The following is a 23,414-nucleotide window of genomic DNA, read 5'->3' as shown; positions in this document are numbered from 1 at the left end:
TCCAGGAAAACGCTTTCCTCTGGTGATGTCGACGCTAACCCGTATGCTGCGAACGAGTCAATGGAAGGGGGCGGATGATGGCGACGCTCGCCGACGTGGCCCGCCGTGCCGGGGTGTCTCCCGCGACCGCCTCGCGGATCATCAGCGGCAGCACGAAGCTCGTCACCGACGAGCTGCGCGAGCGGGTGCTGCGCGCCGTGGACGAGCTGCAGTACGTGCCGAACGCGCACGCGCAGTTCCTCGCCCGCGCGCAGCGGACCGCGGTCGGCGTGATCGTGCACGACGTCTCCGACCCGTACTTCGCCGAGATCACCCGGGGGCTGCAACAGGTCGCTACGGCGAACGGGCGGCTCGTCATCATCTGCAACAGCTACCGCGACCCGTCGCGCGAGCTGGAGTACGTGGAGCTGCTGCGGGCCCAACAGGTCGCCGCGATCATCCTGGCCGGCTCCGGCTACCACGACCCGGCGTTCACGAAGGCGCTGACCGGCAAGCTCGCCGCCTACACCCGCACCGGCGGCAGGGTCAGCGTCATCGGCCGGCACGAGCTGCCCGGCGACGCCGTCATGCCCGCCAACGCCGACGGCGGGCACCTCGCCGGGGTGGAGGTGTTCGGCGGCGGGCACCGCAAGGTCGGGGTCATCGCCGGCCCGAAGGTGCTGACCACGACCACCGACCGGCTCGCGGGGCTGCGCCGGGCGGCCAAGCAGTACGGGCGGACGCTGCCGCCGCGCCGGATCGTCTTCGCCGACTTCGACCGCGACAGCGGCGCCGACGCCACCCGCCGGCTGCTGGACGACTCCCCCGACCTGACGGCGATCGTCGCCCTGAACGACTCCATGGCCGTCGGCACGCTCAGCGTGCTGCGCGAGCGGGGGATCGCGGTGCCGTCGCAGATGAGCGTGGTCGGGTTCGACGACATGCCGATCGCCCGGGACGTGACGCCGGCGCTGACCACGGTCCGGCTGCCGCTGACGGAGATGGGGGCGCGGGCGATGACCCTGGCGCTGGAGGACCGGGCGCGGACGCCCCGCGTGGAGCCGGCCGCCGCCACCCTGGTGCACCGCGAGTCCTCGGCGCCGCTGGCCACCTGACGCTGTTCTGGTCCTTGCCGCCCCTTGGGGGCGGCCTGGCTCGTGTCGTCTCTTGGCGGCGGCCTGGCCCTGGTGTTTTTGGCTTTGTCAGCCCGTGGCGGCGATGTCCGCGTACGTCGGCAGGCCTGCGGTGCGCACCGGGGTGCCGTCGCGGACCGCGCGGGCGGCCTCCACGGTCGCGGCGAGCGCCGCCCGGAACAGCAGCGACCCGGTGCTCACCCGCCGCACGCCCAGCGCCGTCAGCTCCGCGAGGGTGGGCCCGCAAGGGTCGTGCAGGACGTTGACCGGCACGTCCACCGCACGGACGACGGCATCGATGTCGCCCGGTTCCCGCAGCCCCGGGACGAACACCCCGTCGGCTCCGGCGTCCGCGTACGCCCGCACCCGCCGCACCGCCTCGCCCAGGTCACCGGCCCGCTGCCAGTGCGTGTCGGTGCGCGCGTTGACGAACAGCTCGGGCACCTCCCGCTTCACCGCCCTGATGAGGCGCACCTGCGTCTCGACCGGCCCCATCGCGTCCTCGACGTTGACCCCGGCGGCCCCCGCGGCGGCGACCGCGACCGCCAGGCCCACCGAGCCACGTTCGATGTCGACCGTCACGTGGCAGGGCAGCCCGGTGATCCTCCGGACGAGCCGCAGCGCGTCCGCGTCGGTGGCACCTTCCCCGTCGGGCACGCCGTTCGCCGCGGCGACCCCGAGACTCGTCGTCCCGACCGCCACGAACCCCGCCCGCACCAGCATCCTGGCCGACGCGACGTCCCAGGCGTTCGGCAGGACGAGCGGCGCACCCGAGCGATGCAGGGACCGGAAGTCGCTCACCGCCCACCTCCCGGATTCTCCGACGCCGACGCGCTGAGGGCTCCCTCGGCGATCGCGATCGCGTGGGCACGGCCCGGACAACGCCGCGGACCCGCACCGAACGGGATGCCCTGAAGACTGACGCGCACCACCTCGCCCGCCTCGACCCGGATGCGGCCCGCCTCGTCCCAGGTCCCGGAACGCTCGCCCGGCTCAACGTGGACTCCGGGACGCCCGTCCGGACCGACGCGGACTCCAGGGCGGCCACCCGGCTCGACGCGGACCTCGGGGCGGTCACGGTCGGCCGGGTCGGCGGCGGCCGTTCGGTTGCCTGGTTCGGCGTGGGTGCCGGAGGGGTCGACCAAGTCAGGGTGGCCGGCTGTGAGGGTGACCGGCCGGGTGGCCATGCGCTTGGTGGCCGGGACCGGTGGGGTGTCGCGGAGCGCCGCTTCCAGGCCCGTGGCGCGGGCCCGGGCGATCAGGGCGGCCGTCGCGTCGCAGGCCTGGACCAGCAGGCCGATCCGCGCGGCGGTGGTCTCGTCCGGTGTACCGCCGCACAGGTCCACCAGCGCGCGCACCGCCTCGTCGGCGGCGGGCTCGTCGCCGGTGTCCGGGTGGTACGCGGCAGCGACGACGCGGACCGTGGCGAGGGTCGTCCGTGAGGAGGAGGGCAGGCCGAGGGCGGTGCACAGGAGTTGCACGGGGTGAAGGTGCGGGGATGACGCGGCGGCGTCCCGGAGCGCTGCGGGGTCCACTGTGGACAGCAGGGACTCGCTGAGGGCACGGCGGCGGGTGTACGCGTCGCCGTCGCTGAACCGGCCGACGGCGGATCGCAGCCAGGCGATGCCGTGGGTGGCGGCGGGCACCGGCGGGACCACGAACGCCGGGTCGTGGAGCACGGCGAGGGCGGCGCCCGGGTCGTCGATCGTCTGCATGGTCCGACGGTAGGACCGCGACCGTTCGGCCCGGGACGAACTGACCGGCGCGGACAATCGGGGGTATGACCGCACCGTCCTCGCTCGCGCAGCTCGCCGCGCTCCTCGCCGACGAGACCCGGGCCGCGATGTGCCTGGCGCTGCTCGACGGCCGGGCGTGGACCGCCGGCGAGCTGGCCCGGCACGCCGGGGTCGCGCGGTCCACCGCGACCGAGCACCTGCACCGGCTGACGGCCGGCGGGCTGCTGGCCGAGGAGCGGCAGGGGCGGCACCGGTACGTCCGGCTCGCCGACGCCTCCGTCGCCGCGCTGCTGGAGGACATGTCGGCGCGGCTGGCGCCGGACGCGACGCGGCCCACCGGGCTGCGCGCGGCGACGGCCTCGGCGGCGCTCGCACGCGGGCGGACCTGCTACGACCACCTCGCCGGGCGGCTCGGCGTCGCGGTCACGGACGCGCTGACGGCGCGGGGGCTGCTGGACCAGTCGGGAGGTTTCGCGCTGACGGAGGCGGGCCTGCGCTGGATGGCCGGCCAGGGCCTGCGGCTCGACGGCGGCAAGCGGCCGGTGGCCCGCGCCTGCCTCGACTGGACGGAGCGGCGCCCGCACCTCGCCGGGGTCGCCGGGGCACGGCTGTGCGAACGCTTCCTGGCCCGCGGCTGGGTCGCGCGGATCGGGTCGGGACGGGCCGTGCGGGTCACGCCGGACGGCCGGGTCGCCCTCGCCGACCTGCTCGGCATCGACGGCGTCGATTAGGTTTCGCGGGCGTTGGGTACTCAGCGATCACTACGAAGGAGGCCGTTGTGTTCGCTGTGATCGCCGCGATCCTGTTCGCTGTCGCGCTGCTGATGGACCTGTTCGGGGCCGACGCCGGGCCGGTGCTCGACGTGGGGACCCTGAGCCTGGCCGGGTTCCTGTGCGTCGCCCTGCACCTCGCCGGCGCGGGCACCTGGCACACCCGCTACGGAAGCTACCGCCGGCGGCGCCGCTGAGCGTGCTCGCCGCACGGGCCTTGCACGGCCGCGTCCGACCCGGGAACGGGGTCCGGGCGCGGCCGTCGTCCATTCCGGCGACACTGGCCGGTATGAGTGTGCGCATCGAACGGTCGGGACCCGTGTGGACGGTCGTGCTGGACCGGCCGGAGACCCGCAACGCCGTCGACCGGGACACGGCGGAGCGGCTCGCGGCGGCGTTCCGCGAGTTCGACGCCGACGACACCGCCGCGGTCGCAGTACTGTGGGGCGCCGGCGGCACGTTCTGCTCCGGTGCCGACCTGAAGGCGGTCGCGGCGGGCACCGGCAACCGCGTCGAGCCCGACGGCGACGGCCCGCTCGGCCCGACCCGGATGCGGCTCACCAAGCCCGTGATCGCGGCGGTCGCCGGGCACGCTGTCGCGGGCGGACTGGAGCTGGCGATCTGGTGCGACCTGCGGGTCGTCGAGGAGACGGCGACGTTCGGCGTGTACTGCAGGCGCTGGGGCGTGCCGCTGATCGACGGCGGAACGGTCCGGCTGCCGCAGCTGATCGGGGTCGGCCGCGCCCTCGACCTGATCCTGACCGGCCGGCCCGTCGACGCGGCGGAAGCGCACCGCATCGGCCTCGCGGACCGCGTCGTGCCGCCCGGCGAGGCCAGGCGCGCGGCGGAGGCCCTGGCCGCGACGCTCGCCGACCTGCCGCAGGAGTGCCTGCGCAATGACCGCCGTTCGGTGTACGACTCGCTGGGCCGCCCCCTCGAAGACGCCCTCGCGATCGAGCACCGTCTCGGCGTCGCCTCGCTCCACGCGGGTGCCACGGGCGGCGCCGCCAGGTTCGCTTCCGGCGAGGGCCGCGGCGGCCGCCCAGCCGGCCTCTGACCCGCACCGACACTTGCCGAACAAAGCCACAAATTCGGGTATTGGCCAGCCTCTGCGGGGTGGTGGTGGGCGGCGGATCGACGGTGGGTGCGGGGGGCGTGGACGTAGGGTGGGCGCATGGTCGACAGGGACGCGGTGGAGGCGGCGGCGCGGCGGATCGAAGGGCATGTGCGGCGCACCCCATCGGTCGAGGTGGCGCCCGGGCTGTGGTTCAAGCTGGAGCTCCTGCAGCACAGCGGCTCGTTCAAGGCGCGCGGTGCGTTCAACCGGATCCTCGCCGCGCGGGAGGACGGTGAGCTGCCGGCCGCGGGGGTCGTCGCGGCGTCGGGTGGCAACGCGGGGCTGGCGGTGGCGTTCGCGGCGGCACGGCTCGGCATCCCGGCGGAGGTGTTCGTGCCAGAGGTCGCGCCGGCGGTGAAGGTCCGCAAGCTGCGGCAGCTCGGCGCCGTCGTGCACCAGCACGGGCGGGAGTACGCGGAGGCCTACGCGGCCTCGACGATCCGGGTGGCGGAGACCGGGGCGCTGTTCGTGCACGCGTACGACCAGCCGGAGATCGTCGCCGGGCAGGGCACGCTCGCGCTCGAGCTGCCCGAGGTCGACACCGTCCTGGTCGCCACCGGCGGCGGGGGGCTCGTCGGTGGCGTCGCGGCGGCGGTCGGTGACCGGGCGCGGGTCGTCGCCGTCGAGCCAGCGGGTGCACCGACCTTGCACGCGGCCCTCGCCGCGGGTCGTCCCGTGGACGTGGTCGTGGACAGCGTCGCCGCGGACTCGCTCGGTGCGCGGCGCGTGGGGACGATCGCGCTCGAGTCGGCCGTCCGGCACGGGGTGCGGAGCGTGCTCGTGGACGACGAGGCGATCGTCCAGGCCCGCAAACGCCTGTGGGCGGAGCACCGGATCGTGGTCGAGCTCGGCGCGGCCGCCGCCTACGCGGGGCTCGGGCGGCTCGACGACGCGGGTCGGGTGGCGGTGGTGCTCTGCGGGGCGAACACCGACCCGTCCGACATCGCCGACGAGGCGCCCGCTGAGACAGTTCAGGATCTGTCTCAAGGCGTGTAACCTGCCTGGCATGCCGCCCGACGAGATCTTCGATGCGGCCATGCGGCGGTTCCTGGAGCAGCGCCGGGTCGACATGCGCTCGCTCGCGGCCGAGCTGGGCATGGGCCGCGCCACGCTGTACCGGCGCGCCGGCGGCCGCGACCAGCTGCTCGGCGCGGTGCTGTGGCAGCTCACCCAGCGCAGCCTCCAGCGGGCCGTGAAGCACGCCGAGGGCCGCCGCGGCGCCGACCGGATCGTCGCGGTGATCGGCAACTTCCTTGCCGGCGTCATCGAGCAGCCGAGCCTGCGGCACTTCCTCGCCGCCGAGCCCGAGGCGGCGCTGCGCATCCTCACGTCGAAGCACGGTGTCGTCCAGCCGGGGGTTCGCGCGCACCTGGAGGGCCTCCTGCAGGAGGAGATCGCGGCCGGCGCGTTCACCCCGAGGATGGACGCGCGGACCCTGGCCTTCGTCCTGGTCCGCATCGGCGAGAGCTTCCTCTACGCGGACGCGATCGCCGACGGCGAACCGGACGTCGAGCAGGCGTTGCAGGTGATCGGGCGGCTACTGGACGACCAGCCGTGACACGCCGCTGCGCACCGCGTAGGCCTTGACCCGGCGGACGGTGGTGTCGCGGTCGGTGCGCTCCCGGACGTGGAACCACTCCATCCGGCACGCGTCGGGGCGGATCTCCAGCACGCCGTAGCCGTGCCCTTCCAGCTCGGCCCACTTCACGTGCCCGTTGGCCGCCTGCACCAGCGACGCGGCGACCGGGCCGACGAAGCCGGGCGGGACGCCGAGGAAGTCGTTGACGTTGTCGCTCGTCACGGACGGCACGACGAACTCGACGGCGGTCGGCGAGCCGACCGTGGACCTCGTGACCAGCTCGTTGGCCCACGACGTGTGGATGTCGCGGGGTCGTGGTTCTCCGCGCCGCCGGCCCACATGTCGTTGGCGACCTCGTGGTCGTCCCAGGTGATGACCCACGGGACGGCGGCGTGCAACGCCTGTGCGTCGGGATCGGTCTTGTACTGCGCGTGCCGGATGCGGTAGTCGGCGAGGCTGACGATCTCGTGGGCCGGTTCGGTGCGACGCACCGTGGTGCCGCCGGCGGTGAAGCCTCCCGTCGCGTACTCGTAGATGTAGTCCCCGAGGTGGACGACCGCGTCGAGGTCGCCGCGGGCGGCCAGGTGCCGGTACGCCGCGAAGTAGCCGGCCTCCCAGTTGGAGCAGGAGACGACGCCGAAGCGCAGCAGGGCCAGGTCGGCGTCGGCGGCGGGCGCGGTCCGGGTGCGGCCGGCCGGCGACCAGACCCCGGCGACGCCGAAGCGGTAGTGGTAGGTCGTCGCGGGGGCCAGGCCGCGGGCGTCGACCTTGACGGTGTGGTCGCGCTCGGGCCCGGTGGTGACGGTGCCGCCGGCGACCACGTCGGCGAACCCGGGGTCGGTGGCGATCTGCCAGGTCACCGAGACCGACGGTCCGGCACCCGAGCCGGGGGTGGCCGACGGCGTCGGGGTCACCCGGGTCCAGAGCAGGACGCCGTCAGGCAGCGGGTCGCCGGAGGCCACGCCGTGCAGGAAGACCGGGGTCGCGGCGTGCGCGCCGGCGGCCGTGACCACGGCGACCGCGGTCGCGCCGCCGGTCACCAGCAGGGCGCGGCGCGTCAATGCATCGACAGTCATGCTCGGCAGTTGTACGGCACCCGGTTACCCACAGGTACCCGTACGAACGGAAGTCCCGGCGAACGGAGGATGACCGCCTCCGAAAAACCCGGACATGTCGGATTCGTCCATCGACCGCGAGAGCTGGCACTTGCGCCAGGACGTATGTTCTTCGCATGGCCACGGTGCTGCTGGTTGAGGACGACCATGTCGTGCGGGGCGCCCTGCTGCGCTCGTTGACCGACCGGGGTCACACGGTGCACGCGGTCGGCACCGCGCTGGAGGCGCTGCGGCGGTTCGCCGCCGAGACGCCGGACCTGGTGGTGCTCGACCTCGGGCTGCCCGACCTCGACGGCGCCGACGCGCTGCGGATGCTGCGCGGCATCGCCGACACGCCGATCATCATCGCCACCGCGCGCGACGACGAGGCGGAGATCGTGCGGCTGCTCAAGGCCGGCGCCGACGACTACATGATCAAACCGTTCACCTCCGCCCACCTCGACGCCCGGATGACCTCCGTGCTGCGCCGCACCGGACGGGCGAGCCGCGAGGAACCCACCGCCATCGAGGTGGGAGGCTTGCGTGTCGACATCGGACAACGGCAGGCACACTTGCACGGTGAGCCGCTGACGCTGACCCGCAAAGAGTTCGACCTGCTGGCGTACCTCGCCGCCCGTCCCGGACGGGTGGTCTCACGCCGTGAGCTGTTGGAGGAGGTATGGCGGCAACCCTCAGTGGGCGAGGACCAGACGATCGACGTGCATCTGTACTGGCTACGCCGGAAACTTGGCGAGAGCGCCTCGGCGCCCAGATACCTGCACACCGTGCGGGGCGTGGGCTTCAGGTTCGCGGCGCCGGACTGAGGCGGACCCTCGCCTACGTCTGCGCCGCGGTCACCACGATGGTGGCCCTGGCGTTCCTGATCCCCCTCGGGCTGGTCGTGCAGCAGCTCGCCCGCGAGCGCGCCTTCGCCGACGCCGAACGCCAGACCGCCGTGGTCGTGGCGGTCCTCACCGTGACCACCGACCCCCTGGCGATCGAACGGGCCATCGCCAGCACCGGCGGCCCGGCGGTCAGCCGCGTCTCGGTGCACAACCTGGGCGAGGAAGGCCTCGAGATCGGCACTGGGCACGCCGCCCCGAAGGACCTCGCGCGCGCCGCCGACCAGGCGGCCCCGGTCACGGCGACCGTCACCGGCGGGGTGTCCTACCTGGAGCCGGTGGACGTCGGGTCGGGCCGCACGGCGGTTGTGGAGGTCTTCATCCCTTCCGACGAGCTGTCCAACGGGGTGAGCGGCGCCTGGTGGGCGCTGACCGCCGTCGCGCTGGGGCTCGTCATCGCCTCCGTCTGGGTCGGCGACCGCCTCGCCGCGAAGGTCACCGCGTCGGCCCGCCAGCTCGCGGGCGCCGCGGGGGCGCTGAGCGAGGGGTACCTCGACGTGCGCCTCGACCCGTCGGGGCCGCGGGAGCTGGCCGAGGCGAGCTTCGCGCTCAACGTGATGGCCGACCGCATCATGGCGCTGCTGACCAACGAACGCGAGCTGGTCGCGGACCTGTCGCACCGGCTGCGCACGCCGCTGACCGCGCTGCGGCTGGACGCCGAGACGCTCGACGACAGCCAGGACGCCGAGCGGATCCGCGACGCGATCGCCGCGCTCGAGGTCGAGATCGACAAGCTCATCCGCGCGATGCGGGAGCCGATCGACGCGCACTCCCCCACTCCCGACCGCGGCGAGCGCAGCGACGGCGCCGCCGCGTCGACCGGCGAGCAGGGCTGCGACGTCGCCGAGGTCGTCCGGGACCGGATGATGTTCTGGTCGGCGGTCGCCGGTGACCAGGAGCGCGACTGCAAGGCGATCGGCACCGAGGGGCCGGCGCCGGTCCACGTCGCGAAGAGCGAGCTCGCCGCCGCGCTGGACGCGCTGATCGGCAACGTCATCCGGTACACACCGCAGGGCGTGCCCTTCGAGGTCGCGGTCACCCGGCGCGACGACGGCTACGTCGTGCTGCGGGTGGAGGACGGCGGCCCCGGCATCCCGGACCCGGAGCTGGCGCTGCAGCGCGGCGAGAGCGGCCAGGGCTCGACCGGGCTGGGCCTGGACATCGTGCGGCGGGTCGCGATCGAGGGCAACGGCACCGTCAACATCGGCACGTCCGCCACGCTCGGCGGCGCCAGCGTGGTCATCGTCATGGCCGACGCCGACCCGGCCCCGAAGGAGCAGCCGCCGCAGAGCCGGTTCGGCCTCGTCGGCCGCCTCTCCAGGGAGCCGAACGAACGCCGCCGCCGCGGCAAGTCCGCCTGAGCCCGCCTCCCACCTCCGGACCTCCGATCGAGCTGATCCGGAAGACTCTGTGCTGCTCCGACGACACAAAGGGAGCGGGCGCACACCCGCCGTGAACAGGTAGGACGCCTGCCTGTTCGCCGCCGGTCGGGACCGCGGGACGTGAAACGCCATCTGGCGAAGCGGCAACGTAGGACTGCCACAAGTCTCGGTTATGAGTCCCTTAATTGGGTCGTTCGGGCTGGAACGGCACGTTGACGGATCGCTATGGTCAGCCCGTTCCCACGTGGACGGACCGGCACTCACCCGCCTTGCCACCCTCGAAGGCCGGCCGTCCCGCGCGCGGCGGGGACGGGTACCTCTGCCCTGTGCCCGTCCCCGCCGCGCCCCCTTTTTCCCCTCCGGAGGAACCGAGCGTGTCTCGAGTCTTGCGCCGCGTGGCTGTGACCGTGGCGGTCGCGGTGGTCGGCACGGGTGCGGCGATCGCCGGACCAGGTGCGATCGACGACCTGTTCAACGAGAAGGGTCCGGCCGCGATCAGTCGCGTGCCGGCCGACAACCCTGAGCTCGGCCTGGTGTACGCGGGTCTGACGCCGGCGAAGAAGGGCCAGCCGTGCGTCGGCGGGTACCAGCTCACCGAGCGCGGCCAGTGCAGCCACGGCCCTGACGTCCCGCCGTCCGGCCTGACCGTGCGGGGCACGATCGCCCCGATCACCGCGGCCGGCCCCACGCAGGTCGTCCCCGAGACGGACACGGCGGCCGCCCCGCTGGAGCAGACGGTCACCGCCGAGGACGGCTCAGTCGCCTCCGAGGGCGGTTTCGCTCTGGTCCCGGAGGCCGGCGCCGACACCGCGCTGGGCTACACGATCGGCGCCTCCGGCGTGGCGTGCGACGGCGACGGCGTGGCCGGCAAGCGCGTGCAGGTGCTGTACGTGCGCGACGCCAGCACGGCGAGCCGGTTCAACCAGTACCTGGAGAGCTTCCGCACCTGGAGCGCCGGCGTCGACGCGATCTACAACACCAGCGCCAAGGAGACCGGCGGCGAGCGGCACGTCCGCTTCGTGACGACCGCCGACTGCAAGGTCGACGTCCGCGAGGTCGAGCTGCCCGCGGGTGGCCTCGCCACCTTCGACGCGACGATCCAGGGGCTCAAGGCCCTCGGGTACAACCGGACCGACCGCAAGTACATGATCTTCGGCGAGTCGAAGGTCTACTGCGGCATCGGCACCTTCAACGGCGACACCCAGCCGGGCGTGAACAACCGCAGCAACGGCGGCCCCGGCTACGGCCGCAGCGACTCCGGCTGCTGGACGGCGAGCGTCGCCGCGCACGAGCTGGGGCACAACCTCGGCGCCGTGAACAACAACGCGCCGAACTCCAGCAAGGCCGGGCACTGCCTCGATGAGTACGACATCATGTGCTACAACGACTCGGGTGGCCTGAAGACGTCCGTCCGGGCCGGTTGCACCGACAAGGCCGGTGAGAACCGGATGGACTGCAACCACGACGACTACTACAACACCAACCCGAGCCCGGGCAGCTACCTCGCGAACAACTGGAACGTGGCCAACAACCAGTTCCTGATCGCGGGCCCCGGCGGCACCACGCCGCCCCCGCCGTCGCCGACGGCGTCCCCCACCCCGACGAAGACCGCCTCGCCGACGCCGACGCCCACGAAGACCACGTCGCCCTCGCCGTCGAAGTCGGTCTCGCCGACACCCACGAAGACCGCGTCGCCGACTCCGACTCCGACGAAGCCGCCGACGGGACTCAAGGAGCTGCGGGTCAGTGACACCACCGCCAACTCGGTGCGCCTGTCCTGGGACGCGGCCGCGGCCGGCAGCCGCTACGCGGTCGTCCTCAATGGACGCTCCATCGGCCAGGTCGGCTCGACCAACGTCCGGATCGTCGGCATGCGCCCCGACACCGACTACCAGATCGGGATTTCGCTCGCGCAGAACGGCGCCCTGACCCCGTGGACGACGACCGTGAAGGTCCACACCACGGCGGCCCCGGCGCCGACGGCCGGCGCGTGGATGGTGTTCGGCAACAGCCTGACCGGCGGGGTGGCCGACGTGTTCGGCGCCCGCAGCGCGGCCGGCACGCCGATCATCATCTACCGCCAGCACGGCGGGGCGAACCAGCAGTGGAAGCTGGAGCAGGTGGCCGGCGGCAAGTACGTGGTCCGCTCGAAGGCGACGGACGCCTGCATCACCACCACGGGTGACAAGGACGTCGCCGGTGCGACCCTGGTCCAGGGCGACTGCGCGAAGGCCTTGCAGTGGACGATCACCAAGACGGAGTTCGGTGTCTCGGTGCAGTCCGCGAGCGGCCTGGTCGTCGGCGTCGGCAACAACCAGTACTTCGGCAGCCGGCTGCTCGTCCTGCAGAAGCCGAGCGGCGCCAAGTACCAGAGCTGGATCCCGCAGCGCGCGTGAACCGGTCCTCAACCGATCGCGGCCCGGCGCCCTTGTGGCGCCGGGCCGCGGCCTGCGTGGCGGCGGCCCTGGCCCTCGCCTCCGGCACGGTGCTCGGCACCGCGAAGCCGGCCGCCGCCCATGACGGCGTCATCCTCACCCTGCACGGCGACGGCCGCGGCTCGGTGTGGGTGACGGCGACCTGGCAGGACGGCCACCCGGTCACCGAGGCCGTCGGCATCACGCTGCTGGCCACGACCGCCGACGGGCGCCGTGAGGGCCCCGCCGGCCTGCGCCGCAACGGTGACGCGCTCACGTTCGCCGGCACGCTCGCCACCGGCGACTGGACGGTCGTGGCCGAGATGGGCACGCCGGCGATCGGCCGCTGCCAGGGCGTGCTGCACGTGGCTCCCGACGGCGCGCCGCAGGACATCGTCTGCGCGCCGCCCCCGGCCGCGGCGGCACCACCTCCGGCGCCGGCACCGCGGACGTCGTACACCTGGGTCTGGTACGTGCTGGGCGTCGCGGCGCTCGCCGGCGTCGCCGCGTGGCTGTTCCACCGGCGGTCGGCGGCGACCGCGAAGCGCAGGCCCTCCTCCCGGAGGACGACCCCGCGCCGCAAGTGACGTGCGTCGCTGCCTCCGACGACCCGAATTCGCTTGACCGGTACAGTGCCACTCGGTACTGTACCGGTATAGGCACTGGACCGGTACAGTACCGGGCAGGCCTGGTCCGAGGAGGTCGGCCGTGTTCCCGTTCGCGATGATCGAGTCTCAGAACGCGATGGCCCACGAGGTCCGCAGCGCGCTGCCCCAGGCGCCCGTGGTCGCGCCCGCCGCCCCGCTCATCGGCGGCCGGGCGGACAGGTCGCGCCGGGTCCGCGCGGCGCTCGCGGCGACCCTGCACCGGGCCGCCGACGCGGTCGCCCCGGCCGCCGCGTGCAGCCCCGCGAACTGAGGCAGGATATCGTCGGCGGGTCCCCCCGACGGGGCCCCGCGACGACAGCCGGGAGGTGCGCATGGCGAGGGTCACCTTGCAGACGATCGCCGACCAGGTCGGTGTGAGCCGGATGACCGTCTCCAATGCCTTCTCCCGGCCTGACCAGCTCTCCCCCACCCTGCGCGACAAGATCCTGGCGGTCGCCTCGGAGCTCGGCTACGTGGGGCCCGACCCCGCGGCCCGCGCCCTGGCCCGCGGCACGACCGGCGCCGTCGGCGTCCTGCTGACCGAGTCGCTGCGGTATGCGTTCAACGACGAGGTGGCCACCACGTTCCTCGGCGCGATCGCGGAGGAACTGGCTCCGACGGGCCTGGCCCTGACGCTGCTGACCGCCGCCGCCCGCGACGACGTGGTGCCCGCCAGGGACGTCGCCATGGACGGCGCGATGGTCTACTCGTGCGACCCGGCGTCCACGGCCGTGGACTGGCTCATCCGGCGCAGGATCCCGCTCGTCTTCATCGACCAGGTGCCCGCCGACGGCATCCCCTGCGTCAACGTCGCCGACCGCCCCGGCGCCCGCACCGCCGCCCAGCACCTCGTCGACCTCGGTCACCGCCGCGTCGCCTTCGTCACCAGCGGCGTGCGCGGCGCCCACGGCCTGCTGCCGGCCGGCTCCGTCATCCCGGGCGCCGCGGTCGACGAGGACGCGGCGGTCATCGACGGGTACGTCGCCCAGCAGCGCATCCTCGGCTGGCTCGACGCGCTGACCCCGGCTGGCATCACCCCGCCGGTCGTGCGGCTCGCGCACGGCCAGCCCGAGGACGGCTACGACGGCGCCAAGGTCCTCCTCACGCAGGACCCGCGCCCCACCGCGATCCTCTGCTTCTCCGACGCGATCGCCCAGGGCGTCGTCCAGGCCGCGCACGACCTGGGCCTGCGGGTGCCCGAGGACCTGTCGGTGGTCGGGTTCGACGACAGCCCGCTCGCCGCCCGGATGCGGCCGGGGCTGACCACCGTGCGCCAGGACGTCCTCGCGAAGGGCCGGGCGGCCGCGGCCGCGCTCACCCGGGCGATCGCGGAGACCCGCGCCGGCACCGAACCGACCGCCGAGCAGATCCTCGTCCCGGCCGACCTCATCGTCCGCGAGAGCACCGCCCCACCCAGCTGAAGCGGCCGGCGCCACACCTCGCCCGAGCGCCGTCCGGCCAGGCGAAGCGGCCGGCGCCGCAGACGCCCGAGCGCCGCCCGCCCGACTGAAGCGACCGGCGCCGGGACACGCGCGAGCGCCGTCCGGCTGACCGGACGGCGCACGACCCGCCCGGGACCTGGCGACCCGAGGTGATGCCAGGGCCCGGGCGTTGTGCCCGAAAGGGTTATGGCTTGTCGTACAGGCGACGTCAATGCACCAGGACCGGCACCTGCTCCTGGTCGGTGGCGGTGCTGGCGTCGGCAGGGGTGCGCCGGATGAACAGGATCACCAGCACGGCGGCGACGCCGAGAAGGACCGCGCTGGCGGTGAAGGCCACGTTGTACCCGTGGATCGCCGCCTCGGCCTGCTGGAGCGGCTCCGCGCCGTGGGTGGTGAGGTAGCCGGTGACGGCCGTGGTGAAGATGGTGTTGAGCAGCGCGGTCCCGAGGGAGCCGCCGACCTGCTGGGTGGTGTTGACCAGGGCGCTCGCCACGCCGGCGTCGTGGTTGGCGACGCCGGTGAGGGCGACGCTGCTCAGCGGGACGAAGACGAGGCCCATGCCGACGCTCATCGCGATGAACGCGGGCAGGATGTCCACCACGTAGTCGGAGTGCAGGTCGAGACGGGTCAGCCAGATCATCGCGGCGGTGCCCATGACCCCGCCGATCGACATGATCACGCGCGGGCCGACGCGGGGCAGGAAGCGCGCCGCGAGGGTGGCGGCGACGATGATGCCGGCGGAGAACGGCAGGTAGGCGACGCCGCTCTTGAGGGCCGAGTAGCCCATCGTCTGCTGCAGGTAGAACGTCATGAACAGGAACATGCCGAGCATGCCCGCGCCGACGAGGACCGACACGACGAACGAGGTGCCGCGGTTGCGGTCCCACAGAACGCGCAGCGGCAGCAGCGGGTGCTTCGCCCGCGACTCCCACACGACGAACGCGGCGAGCAGGACGCCGGCGGCGACGAGCCAGCCGATGGTCACGCCGGAGCTCCAGCCGTCGGTCGCGGCCTTCGTGAAGCCGTACACGAGCGCGACCTGGCCGAGGGTGGCGAGGACCGCTCCCGGGATGTCGTACTTCGTGTCGCCGGTGGCCTTGCTCTCCCGCACGACCGGCAGCGCCGCCACGAAGGCGATGATCGCGATCGGGATGTTCACCAGCAGGGTCCAGCGCCAGTTCGCGTACTGGGTGAGCAGGCCGCCGGAGATGAGGCCGATGGCGGCGCCGCCGCCGGAGATCGCGCCGAAGACGCCGAACGCCTTGGCCCGCTCCTTCGCCTCGGTGAAGGTGACCGTGATCAGCGACAGGGCGGCGGGCGCGAGGAGCGCGCCGAAGGCACCCTGCAGGCCGCGGGCGGCGTAGAGGGTCTCGGCGTTGACCGCGGCGCCACCGAGCGCGGAGGCGCCGGCGAAGCCGAGGAGGCCGATGAGGAAGGTCCGGCGGCGGCCGAAGAAGTCGGCGATCCTGCCGCCGAGGAGGAGCAGGCCGCCGAAGGCCAGGGTGTACGCGGTGACGATCCACTGACGGTCGGCGGTGGAGATGTGCAGGGCCTCCTGCGCCGACGGCAGGGCGATGTTCACGACGGTGGCGTCGAGGACCACCATGAGCTGCGCGACGGCGATGACCGACAGGGCGAGCCAGCGTTTGGGGTCGGCCGTGGCCTCACCGGTCGCGCGTTTGGGGTTGACCGCGACGGCCGAGTCCCCCGATTGGTTCGACATGAGCTTGTGCCTCCCAAGGCATGGTTGATCGCGACCGCACCCGGCCGGCGGGCGGGCCTTCAACAGGCAGGAATACGGGTCAGGCAGGCTGGCGCAGGACGGGCAGCAGCACCCGGTCGACGACCCGCGTGGCGAACGCCTCGTCGAGCGGCCCCTCGTGCCACATGGTCCGGTTGAGCACCAGCGCGTGCAGGACTTCTTGCAGCAGGTCGGAGGTGGCTCCGGCGGGCAGCTCGCCACGGTCCACCGCGCGTCGCACGATGGTGTCGTACGCGGAGCGCTTCGCCTCGTAGACGCAGCGGCGGAACGTCTCGGCCAGCTCCGGGTTCCGGGTGACCGCGGTCAGCAGACCGGTCATGACGTCGCCGTCGGGACTGTTCGCCACCTCGCACGCCGCGGTGAGCAGCGCCATCAGGTCGCCGCGCAGCGTCCCGGTGTCCTGCGGCTCGTACGAGCCGCCGAACCGGTGCTCGAAGGCGTCCATCACCAGGTCGGGCTTGTTGGGCCAGCCCCGGTAGATGGTCGCCTTGCTGGCGCGGGCCCGCGCCGCCACGGCATCCATCGACATGCGGTCGTATCCGACCTCGCCGAGCAGCTCGAAGACCGCTTCGCAGATCGCTTCACGGCGTTCGGGCTTCGGCGCGGGAGACATGACCACTTCCTAAGGTGCGAGGGCCGGGTTCCGCAAGTCCTGGATCGCAGGTGTACGGAACCGTTTCGTACACGAACCCTACTCCCGCCCCGGGAGAGTACGAAACGGTTCCGTACACCTCACCCCCGTGAACGACGTCACAGCCGTTTCCGGGAATGCCTGGTGTGAAAAAGTCCCCCGCTCCGCCGGGCGTGTTCGCGTATACCGTCAGGTCCATGACAGAGTTGTCGACCGAACGTCGCATGTGGAGCCTGTTCGAGCCGGTCCACGCGGTCACCTACTTCGCCCCGGACGCCCTGGCCGCGTTCGAGGAGGCGGCCCTGCGCGGGTTCTGGCGGGGGTACTTCGCCGGCCGCAGCGCCCCGCTCGGCGCGGTGCCGGCCGGGCCGGTGATCGCGGCGTTCTACGGGTTCGCGCCCCGGATGGTGACCCGGGCGCTGCCGGACGTGTGGACGCGGATCACGCCGGAGGCGGCCCTCGCCGCGCGGCTGGAAGGGTCGCGGCGGGTCCTGCTCACGGTGGACGGGGACCTGACGGAGGTCGCAAGCCTGTTGCGGGCGGCGGCGGAGGCGGCCGACCTGCACGGCCGGGTGCTGGGCGCGGCCAACGCGATGCTGCCGTGGCCGGAGGACCCGGCCGGCGTGCTGTGGCAGGCGGCGACGGTGCTGCGGGAGCACCGCGGCGACGGGCACCTCGCGGCGCTGCTCGTCGAGGGCCTGGACGGGGCCGAGTGCAACGTGTGGCGGGTCGCGCTGCTCGACGGCGCCGGCCGGGAGTTCTACCAGCCCGCCCGTGGCTGGACCGACGAGGAGTGGGCCACGGCGATCGACCGGCTGCGCGGCCGTGGGTGGCTGGACGCGGAGGGGAAGGCGACGGGCCGGGCGCGGGAGGCGTACACCTCCGTCGAACGCACGACGGATGCCCTGGCCGCGACGCCGTGGCGGGCCCTCGGGGAGACCGCCACGGCGCGCTGTGCCGAACTGCTGCGCCCGATCGCCGTGCAGGCGTCGGCGCTGCTGCGGCACCCGAACCCGATCGGGCTGCAGCCGCTCAGCTGAGCTCTGGGTGCCGCTTGAGGTAGGCGGCGATGAAGGGGCACTGCGGGACGACACGCAGTGCCCGCTCCTTCGCCGCGTTCAGGGCGCCGGCGGCGAGCTTGCTGCCCAGGCCTTTGCCCTCGTACTCCTTGTCGACCTCGGTGTGGGTGAAGACGATCTCACCCGGGTGCAGCCGGTAGTAGGCCGCACCCGCGTGCGCTCCGTCGACCCGCAGCTCGAAGCGGTGCTGCTGCGGGTCGTCGACGACCTCGATGTCCACTTAGGACGCCTCTCCTTGCACTGCGGCGTGCGCGGCCGGGATCGTGCCGAGCCGGCCGGCCTGGTAGTCCTCGAACGCCTGGACCACCTCGGCCTTGGTGTTCATGACGAACGGACCATACGCCACGACGGGCTCGCGGATCGGCTTTCCACCGAGGAACAGCACGTCCATCGTGGGGTGGCGCGGGTCCTGCTTCGCGTCGGCGGTGACGGTGATGCTGTCACCTTCGCCGAAGACCGCGAGCTGTCCCAGCTCCACCGGCCGGCCCTTCGTGCCCACGCTGCCCTTGCCCGCGAGGGTGTAGGCGAGCGCGTTGAAGTCCTTGCGCCACGGCAGCGTCAGCGACGCCCCGGGCGAGATCGTCGCGTGGATCATCGTGATCGGCGTGTAGGTGTTGCCGGGGCCGGCGTGGCCGTCGAGCTCACCGGCGATGACCCGCAGCAGCGAGCCGCCGTCGGGCGAGCTGAGCAGCGCCACCTGGCCACCACGGATGTCCTGGTAGCGCGGGGCGGCGAACTTGTCGGCGCGCGGCAGGTTGACCCACAGCTGGAAGCCGTGGAAGAGACCGCCGCTGACGACGAGGTGCTCGGGCGGGGTCTCGATGTGCAGCAAGCCGCTTCCGGCGGTCATCCACTGCGTGTCGCCGTCACGGATGACGCCGCCACCACCGTGCGAGTCGTTGTGCACGAACTCGCCGTCGATGATGTACGTGACGGTCTCGAACCCCCGGTGCGGGTGCCACGGGGTGCCCTTCGGCTCACCCGGGGCGTATTCGACCTCGCCCATCTGGTCCATGTGGATGAACGGGTCGAGGGTGCGCAGGTCGACGCCGGCGAACGCGCGCCGGACGGGGAAGCCCTCGCCCTCGAATCCCTTCGGCGCCGTCGTCACCGACACCACCGGGCGGGGGCGCGCCGACACAGGGTCCGGGGTGGACACGCGCGGCAGCGCAAGGACGTTTTCGACGGTGATCGCGGGCATCTTGTGCCTCCAGGGCTGAGCGGGTTTGTCGCCTGCTGCAACGGTACTTGCCGAGCAAGTATTCCGCAAGTCAACAATCTCCGCTCCGGGGTCCGCGACGTGGCCGCGCCGGTCGCTCGCGGGCCTGCGGCGTGGCCCGGTGGGCGACCGGCGCGGCGGCTCACACCCGGACGAACCTGACCGCGTCGGCGCGGGCGCAGCCAGTGCCCGAGCTGGTCAGGGTGACCGCGGTGCCGGTGCCGGCGGGCAGGGCGAAGGTGCCCAGGTCGACCCAGCCGGACGGGCCCGAGGTGCCGTTGACCGTCGTCTGGGTGCCGGCGACGGCGAGCTTCGCGGCAGGGTCGCTGTTGGCGGCCGTCACCTTGTAGTAGGAGACCTTGTAGGTGCCCGCCGCACGGAGGTTGGGGCGCCAGGTCGCGGTGTTCCCACCCGAGTTGCAGGCCGCGTAGCGGGTCGGCGAGCCGGTCGTCCAGCCGGTCAGCGTCGACGGCGACCAGGTGCCGGTCTCGCTGTAGCCGTACGCGGCCGGCCCGTCGTCGTCGACGTAGTAGTCCTTCTGCCAGTAGCGCACGTAGTCGAACTGCACGGCCGACGGCAGTTTGCTCGCGTCGGGGACGCTGCCGTAGGCGATGCTCGTGAGCCAGATGCTTGTGTAGTCGTGCGTCCAGTCCGTCGGCAGGTAGGGCGCGGTGTACTTGAGCACCCCGTCGACGTAGAACTTCGTGCTGGTCTCGGACCAGTCGATGCCGTAGACGTGCCAGTCCCTCGAGTCGATGGTGTCGCTGGTGTACGTGGTGCCGTACGACTTCCCGGCGGACACGCCGTTACCCTTCCAGGTCAGCACGCCGTGGTGGATCCGGGTCGGGCTGATCGAGTCGATCTCGAAGCCGTCGATCTCGGAGCGCTGCGACGCCGGGAAGGTCGTCGAGCCGTCGCCGGACATGAGCCAGAACGAGCTGTGCCAGCCGGCGCCGTCGTTGAGCTTCGCCCGGGTCTCGTAGTAGCCGTAGCGCAGCGTCTGCTTGCTGACCACGCCGCCGCCGGTGTAGTCCTTGCCGCCGTACGTCTCCTTCTTCAGGGCGATGTTCAGCGCTCCCCCGCTGACGGACACGTTCTGCGGGCGCTGGGTGCTGTACGCCTTGGAGTCGGTGCGGTAGTTCCACTTCGCGGTGTCGACCGCGGTGCCGTTGAACTGGTCCTCGAAGACGAGGGTGTAGCCGGTGCCGGCGGGGTCGGCGTGGGCGGCCGTGGCGGTTCCCAGGCCGACGGCGACAGGCACCAGCAACACGATTGCAAGCAGGCGGCGCATCAGTTCCTCCCGTAGTACAGGCGAAGGTTGGTGAGGTCGACGAGGTAGAGCACGTCGACGCCGGCGGTGGTGCGTTCGACCGCGAAGCGCTGCACGGGGATCCCGGGCGCGACGGCGGCGGCGGTCCACGCGGTGCCGGGCTTGGTCGCCACGTACATCACGCCGGCCGCGGTGGTGTAGTAGACGCGCTTCTGCTCCGTCGGGTGCCAGGTGATGTCGATGGCGGCGCTGGTCTGCGCGGCGGAGTACACCGTGTCCCGGACCCAGGTGGTGCCTGAGACGTACGCGTAGCGGACCATGAAGTTCGTCGCGCTCCGGTAGCGGTACGCGACCTTCGGGCTGGTGCCGTCGACCGTGAGCTTCGCGCTCTGCACGGCCGGTCCGGTGCCGTCGTTGCCCTGGTACACCTCGCCGGCCTCGATCGGCTGGATGACGTCGGCGGTGGCGGTGCTGACGGGCACGGCGACCGCGGCACCGGTGTGGTCGGCGAACGTGCCGGTCGCGGGCTTGTACAGCAGGTAGCTGAGCTGATGGCGGAACGCGGTCGCCGGGTACAGCCCCCACTCCCACAGGACGTGGAGGTTGCCGGCGGTGTCGAACTGCAGGTCGTCTGGGTAGACGGCGCGGTTGGCGGACTCGGCGAAGACAGCCACCCGGGTCCACGTCGCGGCGGCGTTGCTCCACCGGTACAGCCGGCCGGAGCGGGCGGTGCTCCCGTCGAGCCGCGCGATGAGGTACAGGTCGCCGTTCGGCGCGGTGGTCAGCACCGGGTACGTGACGCCGATCCCCTGGTCCGGCAGGTCCGCGGCGTGGTTGGTGGGCGCGCCGCCGACGGTGTCGGAGCGGAAGTAGCGCCAGGCGTTGTTGTGCATGCTGGCGAACACGTGCAGCCGGCCGCTGCCGTCGCGCGCGACCGACGGCTGGTTGTGCCCGATGTCGTCGGCGTACTCGGCCTGGGCGGCGCCGTTCATGACGGGCAGCCTCGTCCAGCCGCCGGCGGTGTCGCGGCGGGCGATGGCGACGCGGTGCGTGCCGGCCGTGGAGCCGGGCTCGTTGAACGCCAGATACGCGTAGTCGTTGCCGGGGGTGTACGTGTCCAGCGGCGACCACCAGGCGGCCTGGTTGGAGCTGTCGATGCCGTACGGCACCAGGGTGACGGTGGCGGGGGCGGCGTGCACGGCGGTTGCGGGCACGGTGACGAGGGCCGTCGCCATGGCGGTGGCGGCGACCAGGGCGGCTCTGTGCATGGGCCTCTTCCTCGGGGCTTGCTCACGTGGCGCCGGCGCGGCCAGGCACACCACCGCGTGCGGCACGGCGCACCATCGGCGGCGCAGCACACCGCTTGCGGCGTAACGCACCGCCGTGTGCGGCGTGGCGCACCGTCTGTGGCGCAACGCATCGCTGCGTGCGACGCGGCGCACCGCTTGCGGCGCAGAGCACCGGGTGCGGCGCAGAGCACCGGGTGCGGTGCGGCCGTGCCTCGGAGGTGTGGCTGGTCCGCGGCGGCGCCTCGGAGCGTGGGTCGGTCAGGTTCGGCGGAGGACCTCCAGGAGCGGTGGCAGGCCGCCGTCGGTGGTGACGGCGCCGCCGACCCCCAGCGCGCGGGCGCCGGCGGCCAGGTATTCGGGTGCGTTGTGGGCGCCGATGCCGCCGGTGGCGACGAACTTCGCCTCGGGGAACGGGCCGCGCAGCTCGCGCAGCCAGGCGGGGCCGAGCGCTCCGGCGGGGAACGCCTTGAGCCACTCGCAACCCGCTTGCAGCGCGTGGTGTACCTCGGACGGAGTGGCGACGCCCGGCAGGTGCGGCAGGCCGGCCGCCTGGCTGGCCCGCACCACGTCGAGGTCCAGGCCGGGCGCGACGGTGAACACCGCGCCCGCCTCGGCGGCGGCCTCGACCTGCGCCGCGCTGCGGACGGTGCCGGCGCCGACGGGGTGCCCCTCGGCGGCGAGCACGCGCAGGCACTCGACCGCCTCGGGGGTCTGGATCGGGACCTCGACTACGCCGAGGCCGCTGTCCCACACGGCGCGGGCGATCTCGAGGGCCCGCGCAACCGGTACACCACGCAGGATCGCCACCAGTGGGCGGCCGCGGAGCAGGTCGTCGAAGCTCATTTGATGAGGGCGTTCATCCGGTCGCGGGCGGACATGAGCGCGTCCTTCGGCGACTTCTTGCCGATGAGGATCGACTGGACCTCCTCGGCCAGGACCTTCTCCATCTGGGAGAACTGCGGGTAGACCCAGAACGGGCTGGCGCTGGAGTTGGCGCCGATCTGGCTGGTGAAGTCGGTGGCGAACTTGTCGTTCTTGACGGCGGAGTCGGCGAGGCCGGCGTTGGTGGTCGGCGGCAGGCCCGTCTTCTTGAACCAGTCGACGTTGTACCCGGGGTCGGTGGTGACGGTCTTGGCGTAGTTCGCGGCGGCGGCGGCGCCGGCACCGTTCATCACGGCGATCACCTGCCCCCAGGCGAGGTGCCGCGGCTTGTCGCCTTGCTTGAGAACGGGCCGTGCGACGGGGACCATCTTCGTGCCGAGGTCCTTGTCGGGTGAGGATTTCGTGACGGCGGTGCGGCCGCCGATGGCGTCCTCGTAGAAGGCGGTCTTGCCCTGGGACATGAGGGCGCGGGCGTCGACGCGGTTGACGTCGGGGGCGATGAGTTTCTGGTCGTAGAGCTTCTTGTACCAGGTGAGCGCCTCGACGCTGCCGTCGTCGCCGATGACGACCTTGTTGTTCTCCACGATCGGGGAGCCGAACTCCCACATCCACGGGATGATGTCCTTCAACTGGTCGACCTTCGTCATGCCCGCCCACGGCACGACCCCGCCGCCGAGGCCCTTGACGGCGGTGAGCGCCGCCTCGAACTCGGCGACCGTCTTCGGCGGGCTGGTCACCCCGGCCTTCGTCAGCAGCTCGGTGTTGCTGATGAGGCCGATGCCGGCGAAGGTCCACGGCAGGCCGTACTGCACCCCGCCGGACTGCCCGAGCGCCAGGGCCGCCGGGGAGTAGTCGAGGCCGCCGGCGACGCTCTTGAGGTCCAGGAGCTTGCCGGTGGCGGCGAGGGTGGCGAGCCAGGCGACGTCGAGCTGGACGGCGCCGGTCAGCTGGCCGCCCTGTACCTGCAGCAGGACCTGGTTGAGGTAGTCGTTGTACGGGTACGACGGCGTGCTGATCTTCGTCCCGGCGTTCGCGGCGGCGTACCTGTCGATCGCCGCCTGCAGGGGCTCCTTCGTCACGGCCTCGT

23 protein-coding genes and 1 pseudogene are annotated in these 23,414 nt (G+C 72.8%); 13 read left to right on the top strand and 11 right to left on the bottom strand.

Features of this window, described 5'->3' with window-relative positions:
- The first annotated feature begins 77 nt into the window (after positions 1 to 77).
- The gene (locus ABD332_RS51150) at positions 78 to 1,094 is read left to right on the top strand and encodes a LacI family DNA-binding transcriptional regulator (protein WP_344512848.1); all 1,017 of its coding nucleotides are present in this window, start codon (positions 78 to 80) and stop codon (positions 1,092 to 1,094) included.
- An 87-nt stretch (positions 1,095 to 1,181) separates the two neighbouring features.
- On the opposite strand, the gene ABD332_RS51145 is transcribed toward ABD332_RS51150, so the two are convergent.
- A complete protein-coding gene (locus tag ABD332_RS51145) occupies positions 1,182 to 1,913 on the bottom strand; it encodes an isocitrate lyase/PEP mutase family protein (RefSeq protein ID WP_344512847.1) in 732 nt (243 codons plus the stop codon).
- The gene (locus ABD332_RS51140; protein WP_344512845.1) at positions 1,910 to 2,827 is read right to left on the bottom strand and encodes a hypothetical protein; all 918 of its coding nucleotides are present in this window, start codon (positions 2,825 to 2,827) and stop codon (positions 1,910 to 1,912) included. The genes ABD332_RS51145 and ABD332_RS51140 overlap by 4 nt, the downstream gene beginning before the upstream one ends.
- A 56-nt stretch (positions 2,828 to 2,883) precedes the next feature.
- On the opposite strand from ABD332_RS51140, the gene ABD332_RS51135 reads away from it, so the two are divergent.
- The 5 genes from ABD332_RS51135 (at position 2,884) to ABD332_RS51115 (ending at position 6,293) form a co-directional block, all read left to right on the top strand.
- The gene (locus tag ABD332_RS51135; RefSeq protein ID WP_425552422.1) at positions 2,884 to 3,579 is read left to right on the top strand and encodes an ArsR/SmtB family transcription factor; all 696 of its coding nucleotides are present in this window, start codon (positions 2,884 to 2,886) and stop codon (positions 3,577 to 3,579) included.
- Between the two features lie 47 nt (positions 3,580 to 3,626).
- Positions 3,627 to 3,815 (top strand): hypothetical protein, encoded by a 189-nt coding sequence (locus tag ABD332_RS51130; protein ID WP_344512841.1) that lies wholly within the window; start codon positions 3,627 to 3,629, stop codon positions 3,813 to 3,815.
- A gap of 92 nt (positions 3,816 to 3,907) precedes the next feature.
- Positions 3,908 to 4,675 carry a crotonase/enoyl-CoA hydratase family protein gene (locus tag ABD332_RS51125; protein ID WP_344512839.1) on the top strand — a complete coding sequence of 256 codons (768 nt, stop codon included), beginning with the start codon at positions 3,908 to 3,910 and terminating at the stop codon, positions 4,673 to 4,675.
- Positions 4,676 to 4,792: 117 nt separating this feature from the next.
- Positions 4,793 to 5,731, top strand: coding sequence for a serine/threonine dehydratase (locus ABD332_RS51120; RefSeq protein ID WP_344512837.1), 939 nt, complete (start codon positions 4,793 to 4,795; stop codon positions 5,729 to 5,731).
- A 10-nt stretch (positions 5,732 to 5,741) separates the two neighbouring features.
- Entirely contained in the window at positions 5,742 to 6,293 is a 552-nt protein-coding gene (locus tag ABD332_RS51115) for a QsdR family transcriptional regulator (RefSeq protein WP_344512835.1), read from the top strand.
- Here ABD332_RS51115 and ABD332_RS51110 read toward each other — a convergent pair.
- Positions 6,273 to 7,390, bottom strand: a pseudogene (locus ABD332_RS51110) (alkaline phosphatase D family protein). The gene ABD332_RS51115 and the pseudogene ABD332_RS51110 sit on opposite strands and share 21 nt — an antisense overlap.
- A gap of 155 nt (positions 7,391 to 7,545) precedes the next feature.
- Here ABD332_RS51110 and ABD332_RS51105 point away from each other — a divergent pair.
- The 6 genes from ABD332_RS51105 (at position 7,546) to ABD332_RS51080 (ending at position 14,174) form a co-directional block, all read left to right on the top strand.
- Positions 7,546 to 8,232 carry a response regulator transcription factor gene (locus tag ABD332_RS51105; protein ID WP_033363396.1) on the top strand — a complete coding sequence of 229 codons (687 nt, stop codon included), beginning with the start codon at positions 7,546 to 7,548 and terminating at the stop codon, positions 8,230 to 8,232.
- 38 nt (positions 8,233 to 8,270) lie between these two features.
- Positions 8,271 to 9,671, top strand: coding sequence for a HAMP domain-containing sensor histidine kinase (locus ABD332_RS51100; protein WP_344512831.1), 1,401 nt, complete (start codon positions 8,271 to 8,273; stop codon positions 9,669 to 9,671).
- 416 nt (positions 9,672 to 10,087) lie between these two features.
- A complete protein-coding gene (locus ABD332_RS51095; protein ID WP_344512829.1) occupies positions 10,088 to 12,088 on the top strand; it encodes an RICIN domain-containing protein in 2,001 nt (666 codons plus the stop codon).
- Positions 12,085 to 12,693 carry a hypothetical protein gene (locus ABD332_RS51090; RefSeq protein WP_344512827.1) on the top strand — a complete coding sequence of 203 codons (609 nt, stop codon included), beginning with the start codon at positions 12,085 to 12,087 and terminating at the stop codon, positions 12,691 to 12,693. The genes ABD332_RS51095 and ABD332_RS51090 overlap by 4 nt, the downstream gene beginning before the upstream one ends.
- A gap of 121 nt (positions 12,694 to 12,814) precedes the next feature.
- Complete coding sequence (locus tag ABD332_RS51085; protein WP_344512825.1) at positions 12,815 to 13,024, top strand: hypothetical protein; 210 nt, start codon at positions 12,815 to 12,817, stop codon at positions 13,022 to 13,024.
- Positions 13,025 to 13,085: 61 nt separating this feature from the next.
- Positions 13,086 to 14,174, top strand: coding sequence for a LacI family DNA-binding transcriptional regulator (locus tag ABD332_RS51080; protein WP_344512823.1), 1,089 nt, complete (start codon positions 13,086 to 13,088; stop codon positions 14,172 to 14,174).
- 229 nt (positions 14,175 to 14,403) lie between these two features.
- Here ABD332_RS51080 and ABD332_RS51075 read toward each other — a convergent pair whose 3' ends face one another.
- Together ABD332_RS51075 and ABD332_RS51070 are read right to left on the bottom strand one after the other, a co-directional pair.
- Positions 14,404 to 15,918 (bottom strand): MFS transporter, encoded by a 1,515-nt coding sequence (locus ABD332_RS51075; RefSeq protein ID WP_344512821.1) that lies wholly within the window; start codon positions 15,916 to 15,918, stop codon positions 14,404 to 14,406.
- A 79-nt stretch (positions 15,919 to 15,997) separates the two neighbouring features.
- Positions 15,998 to 16,570, bottom strand: coding sequence for a TetR/AcrR family transcriptional regulator (locus tag ABD332_RS51070; protein ID WP_344512819.1), 573 nt, complete (start codon positions 16,568 to 16,570; stop codon positions 15,998 to 16,000).
- 215 nt (positions 16,571 to 16,785) lie between these two features.
- On the opposite strand from ABD332_RS51070, the gene ABD332_RS51065 reads away from it, so the two are divergent.
- Complete coding sequence (locus ABD332_RS51065; protein WP_344512817.1) at positions 16,786 to 17,628, top strand: SCO6745 family protein; 843 nt, start codon at positions 16,786 to 16,788, stop codon at positions 17,626 to 17,628.
- Here the strand turns inward: ABD332_RS51065 and ABD332_RS51060 are convergent.
- From ABD332_RS51060 to ABD332_RS51035, 6 genes are all read right to left on the bottom strand, one after another.
- Positions 17,621 to 17,887 carry a GNAT family N-acetyltransferase gene (locus tag ABD332_RS51060; RefSeq protein WP_344512815.1) on the bottom strand — a complete coding sequence of 89 codons (267 nt, stop codon included), beginning with the start codon at positions 17,885 to 17,887 and terminating at the stop codon, positions 17,621 to 17,623. The two genes, ABD332_RS51065 and ABD332_RS51060, sit on opposite strands and share 8 nt — an antisense overlap.
- A complete protein-coding gene (locus ABD332_RS51055) occupies positions 17,888 to 18,868 on the bottom strand; it encodes a pirin family protein (protein ID WP_344512813.1) in 981 nt (326 codons plus the stop codon).
- Between the two features lie 160 nt (positions 18,869 to 19,028).
- Positions 19,029 to 20,177, bottom strand: coding sequence for a golvesin C-terminal-like domain-containing protein (locus ABD332_RS51050; protein ID WP_344512811.1), 1,149 nt, complete (start codon positions 20,175 to 20,177; stop codon positions 19,029 to 19,031).
- Positions 20,177 to 21,424 (bottom strand): BNR-4 repeat-containing protein, encoded by a 1,248-nt coding sequence (locus ABD332_RS51045; RefSeq protein WP_344512809.1) that lies wholly within the window; start codon positions 21,422 to 21,424, stop codon positions 20,177 to 20,179. Before ABD332_RS51045 ends, ABD332_RS51050 begins: the two co-directional genes overlap by 1 nt.
- Before the next feature lie 279 nt (positions 21,425 to 21,703).
- Positions 21,704 to 22,288 carry a bifunctional 4-hydroxy-2-oxoglutarate aldolase/2-dehydro-3-deoxy-phosphogluconate aldolase gene (locus tag ABD332_RS51040; protein ID WP_344512807.1) on the bottom strand — a complete coding sequence of 195 codons (585 nt, stop codon included), beginning with the start codon at positions 22,286 to 22,288 and terminating at the stop codon, positions 21,704 to 21,706.
- Positions 22,285 to 23,414 (bottom strand): ABC transporter substrate-binding protein (locus ABD332_RS51035; RefSeq protein ID WP_344512805.1); only part of this gene is annotated, 1,130 nt, incomplete at its 5' end. The genes ABD332_RS51035 and ABD332_RS51040, both read right to left, overlap by 4 nt.

Origin of the sequence: Dactylosporangium maewongense, assembly GCF_039531485.1 — a bacterium.
GTDB classification, from domain to species: Bacteria; Actinomycetota; Actinomycetes; order Mycobacteriales; family Micromonosporaceae; genus Dactylosporangium; species Dactylosporangium maewongense.
Note: the sequence above shows the minus strand (reverse complement) of the source record. Positions and strands in the feature narration are given on the sequence as shown.

Coding starts and splice junctions, on each gene's coding strand:
- ABD332_RS51150 (WP_344512848.1), top strand. CDS start 78: ATGGCGACGCTCGCCGACGTGGCCCGCCGTGCCGGGGTGTCTCCCGCG.
- ABD332_RS51140 (WP_344512845.1), bottom strand. CDS start 2,827: ATGCAGACGATCGACGACCCGGGCGCCGCCCTCGCCGTGCTCCACGAC.
- ABD332_RS51125 (WP_344512839.1), top strand. CDS start 3,908: ATGAGTGTGCGCATCGAACGGTCGGGACCCGTGTGGACGGTCGTGCTG.
- ABD332_RS51120 (WP_344512837.1), top strand. CDS start 4,793: ATGGTCGACAGGGACGCGGTGGAGGCGGCGGCGCGGCGGATCGAAGGG.
- ABD332_RS51115 (WP_344512835.1), top strand. CDS start 5,742: ATGCCGCCCGACGAGATCTTCGATGCGGCCATGCGGCGGTTCCTGGAG.
- ABD332_RS51105 (WP_033363396.1), top strand. CDS start 7,546: ATGGCCACGGTGCTGCTGGTTGAGGACGACCATGTCGTGCGGGGCGCC.
- ABD332_RS51100 (WP_344512831.1), top strand. CDS start 8,271: ATGGTGGCCCTGGCGTTCCTGATCCCCCTCGGGCTGGTCGTGCAGCAG.
- ABD332_RS51080 (WP_344512823.1), top strand. CDS start 13,086: ATGGCGAGGGTCACCTTGCAGACGATCGCCGACCAGGTCGGTGTGAGC.
- ABD332_RS51075 (WP_344512821.1), bottom strand. CDS start 15,918: ATGTCGAACCAATCGGGGGACTCGGCCGTCGCGGTCAACCCCAAACGC.
- ABD332_RS51070 (WP_344512819.1), bottom strand. CDS start 16,570: ATGTCTCCCGCGCCGAAGCCCGAACGCCGTGAAGCGATCTGCGAAGCG.
- ABD332_RS51065 (WP_344512817.1), top strand. CDS start 16,786: ATGACAGAGTTGTCGACCGAACGTCGCATGTGGAGCCTGTTCGAGCCG.
- ABD332_RS51055 (WP_344512813.1), bottom strand. CDS start 18,868: ATGCCCGCGATCACCGTCGAAAACGTCCTTGCGCTGCCGCGCGTGTCC.
- ABD332_RS51050 (WP_344512811.1), bottom strand. CDS start 20,177: ATGCGCCGCCTGCTTGCAATCGTGTTGCTGGTGCCTGTCGCCGTCGGC.
- ABD332_RS51045 (WP_344512809.1), bottom strand. CDS start 21,424: ATGCACAGAGCCGCCCTGGTCGCCGCCACCGCCATGGCGACGGCCCTC.
- ABD332_RS51040 (WP_344512807.1), bottom strand. CDS start 22,288: ATGAGCTTCGACGACCTGCTCCGCGGCCGCCCACTGGTGGCGATCCTG.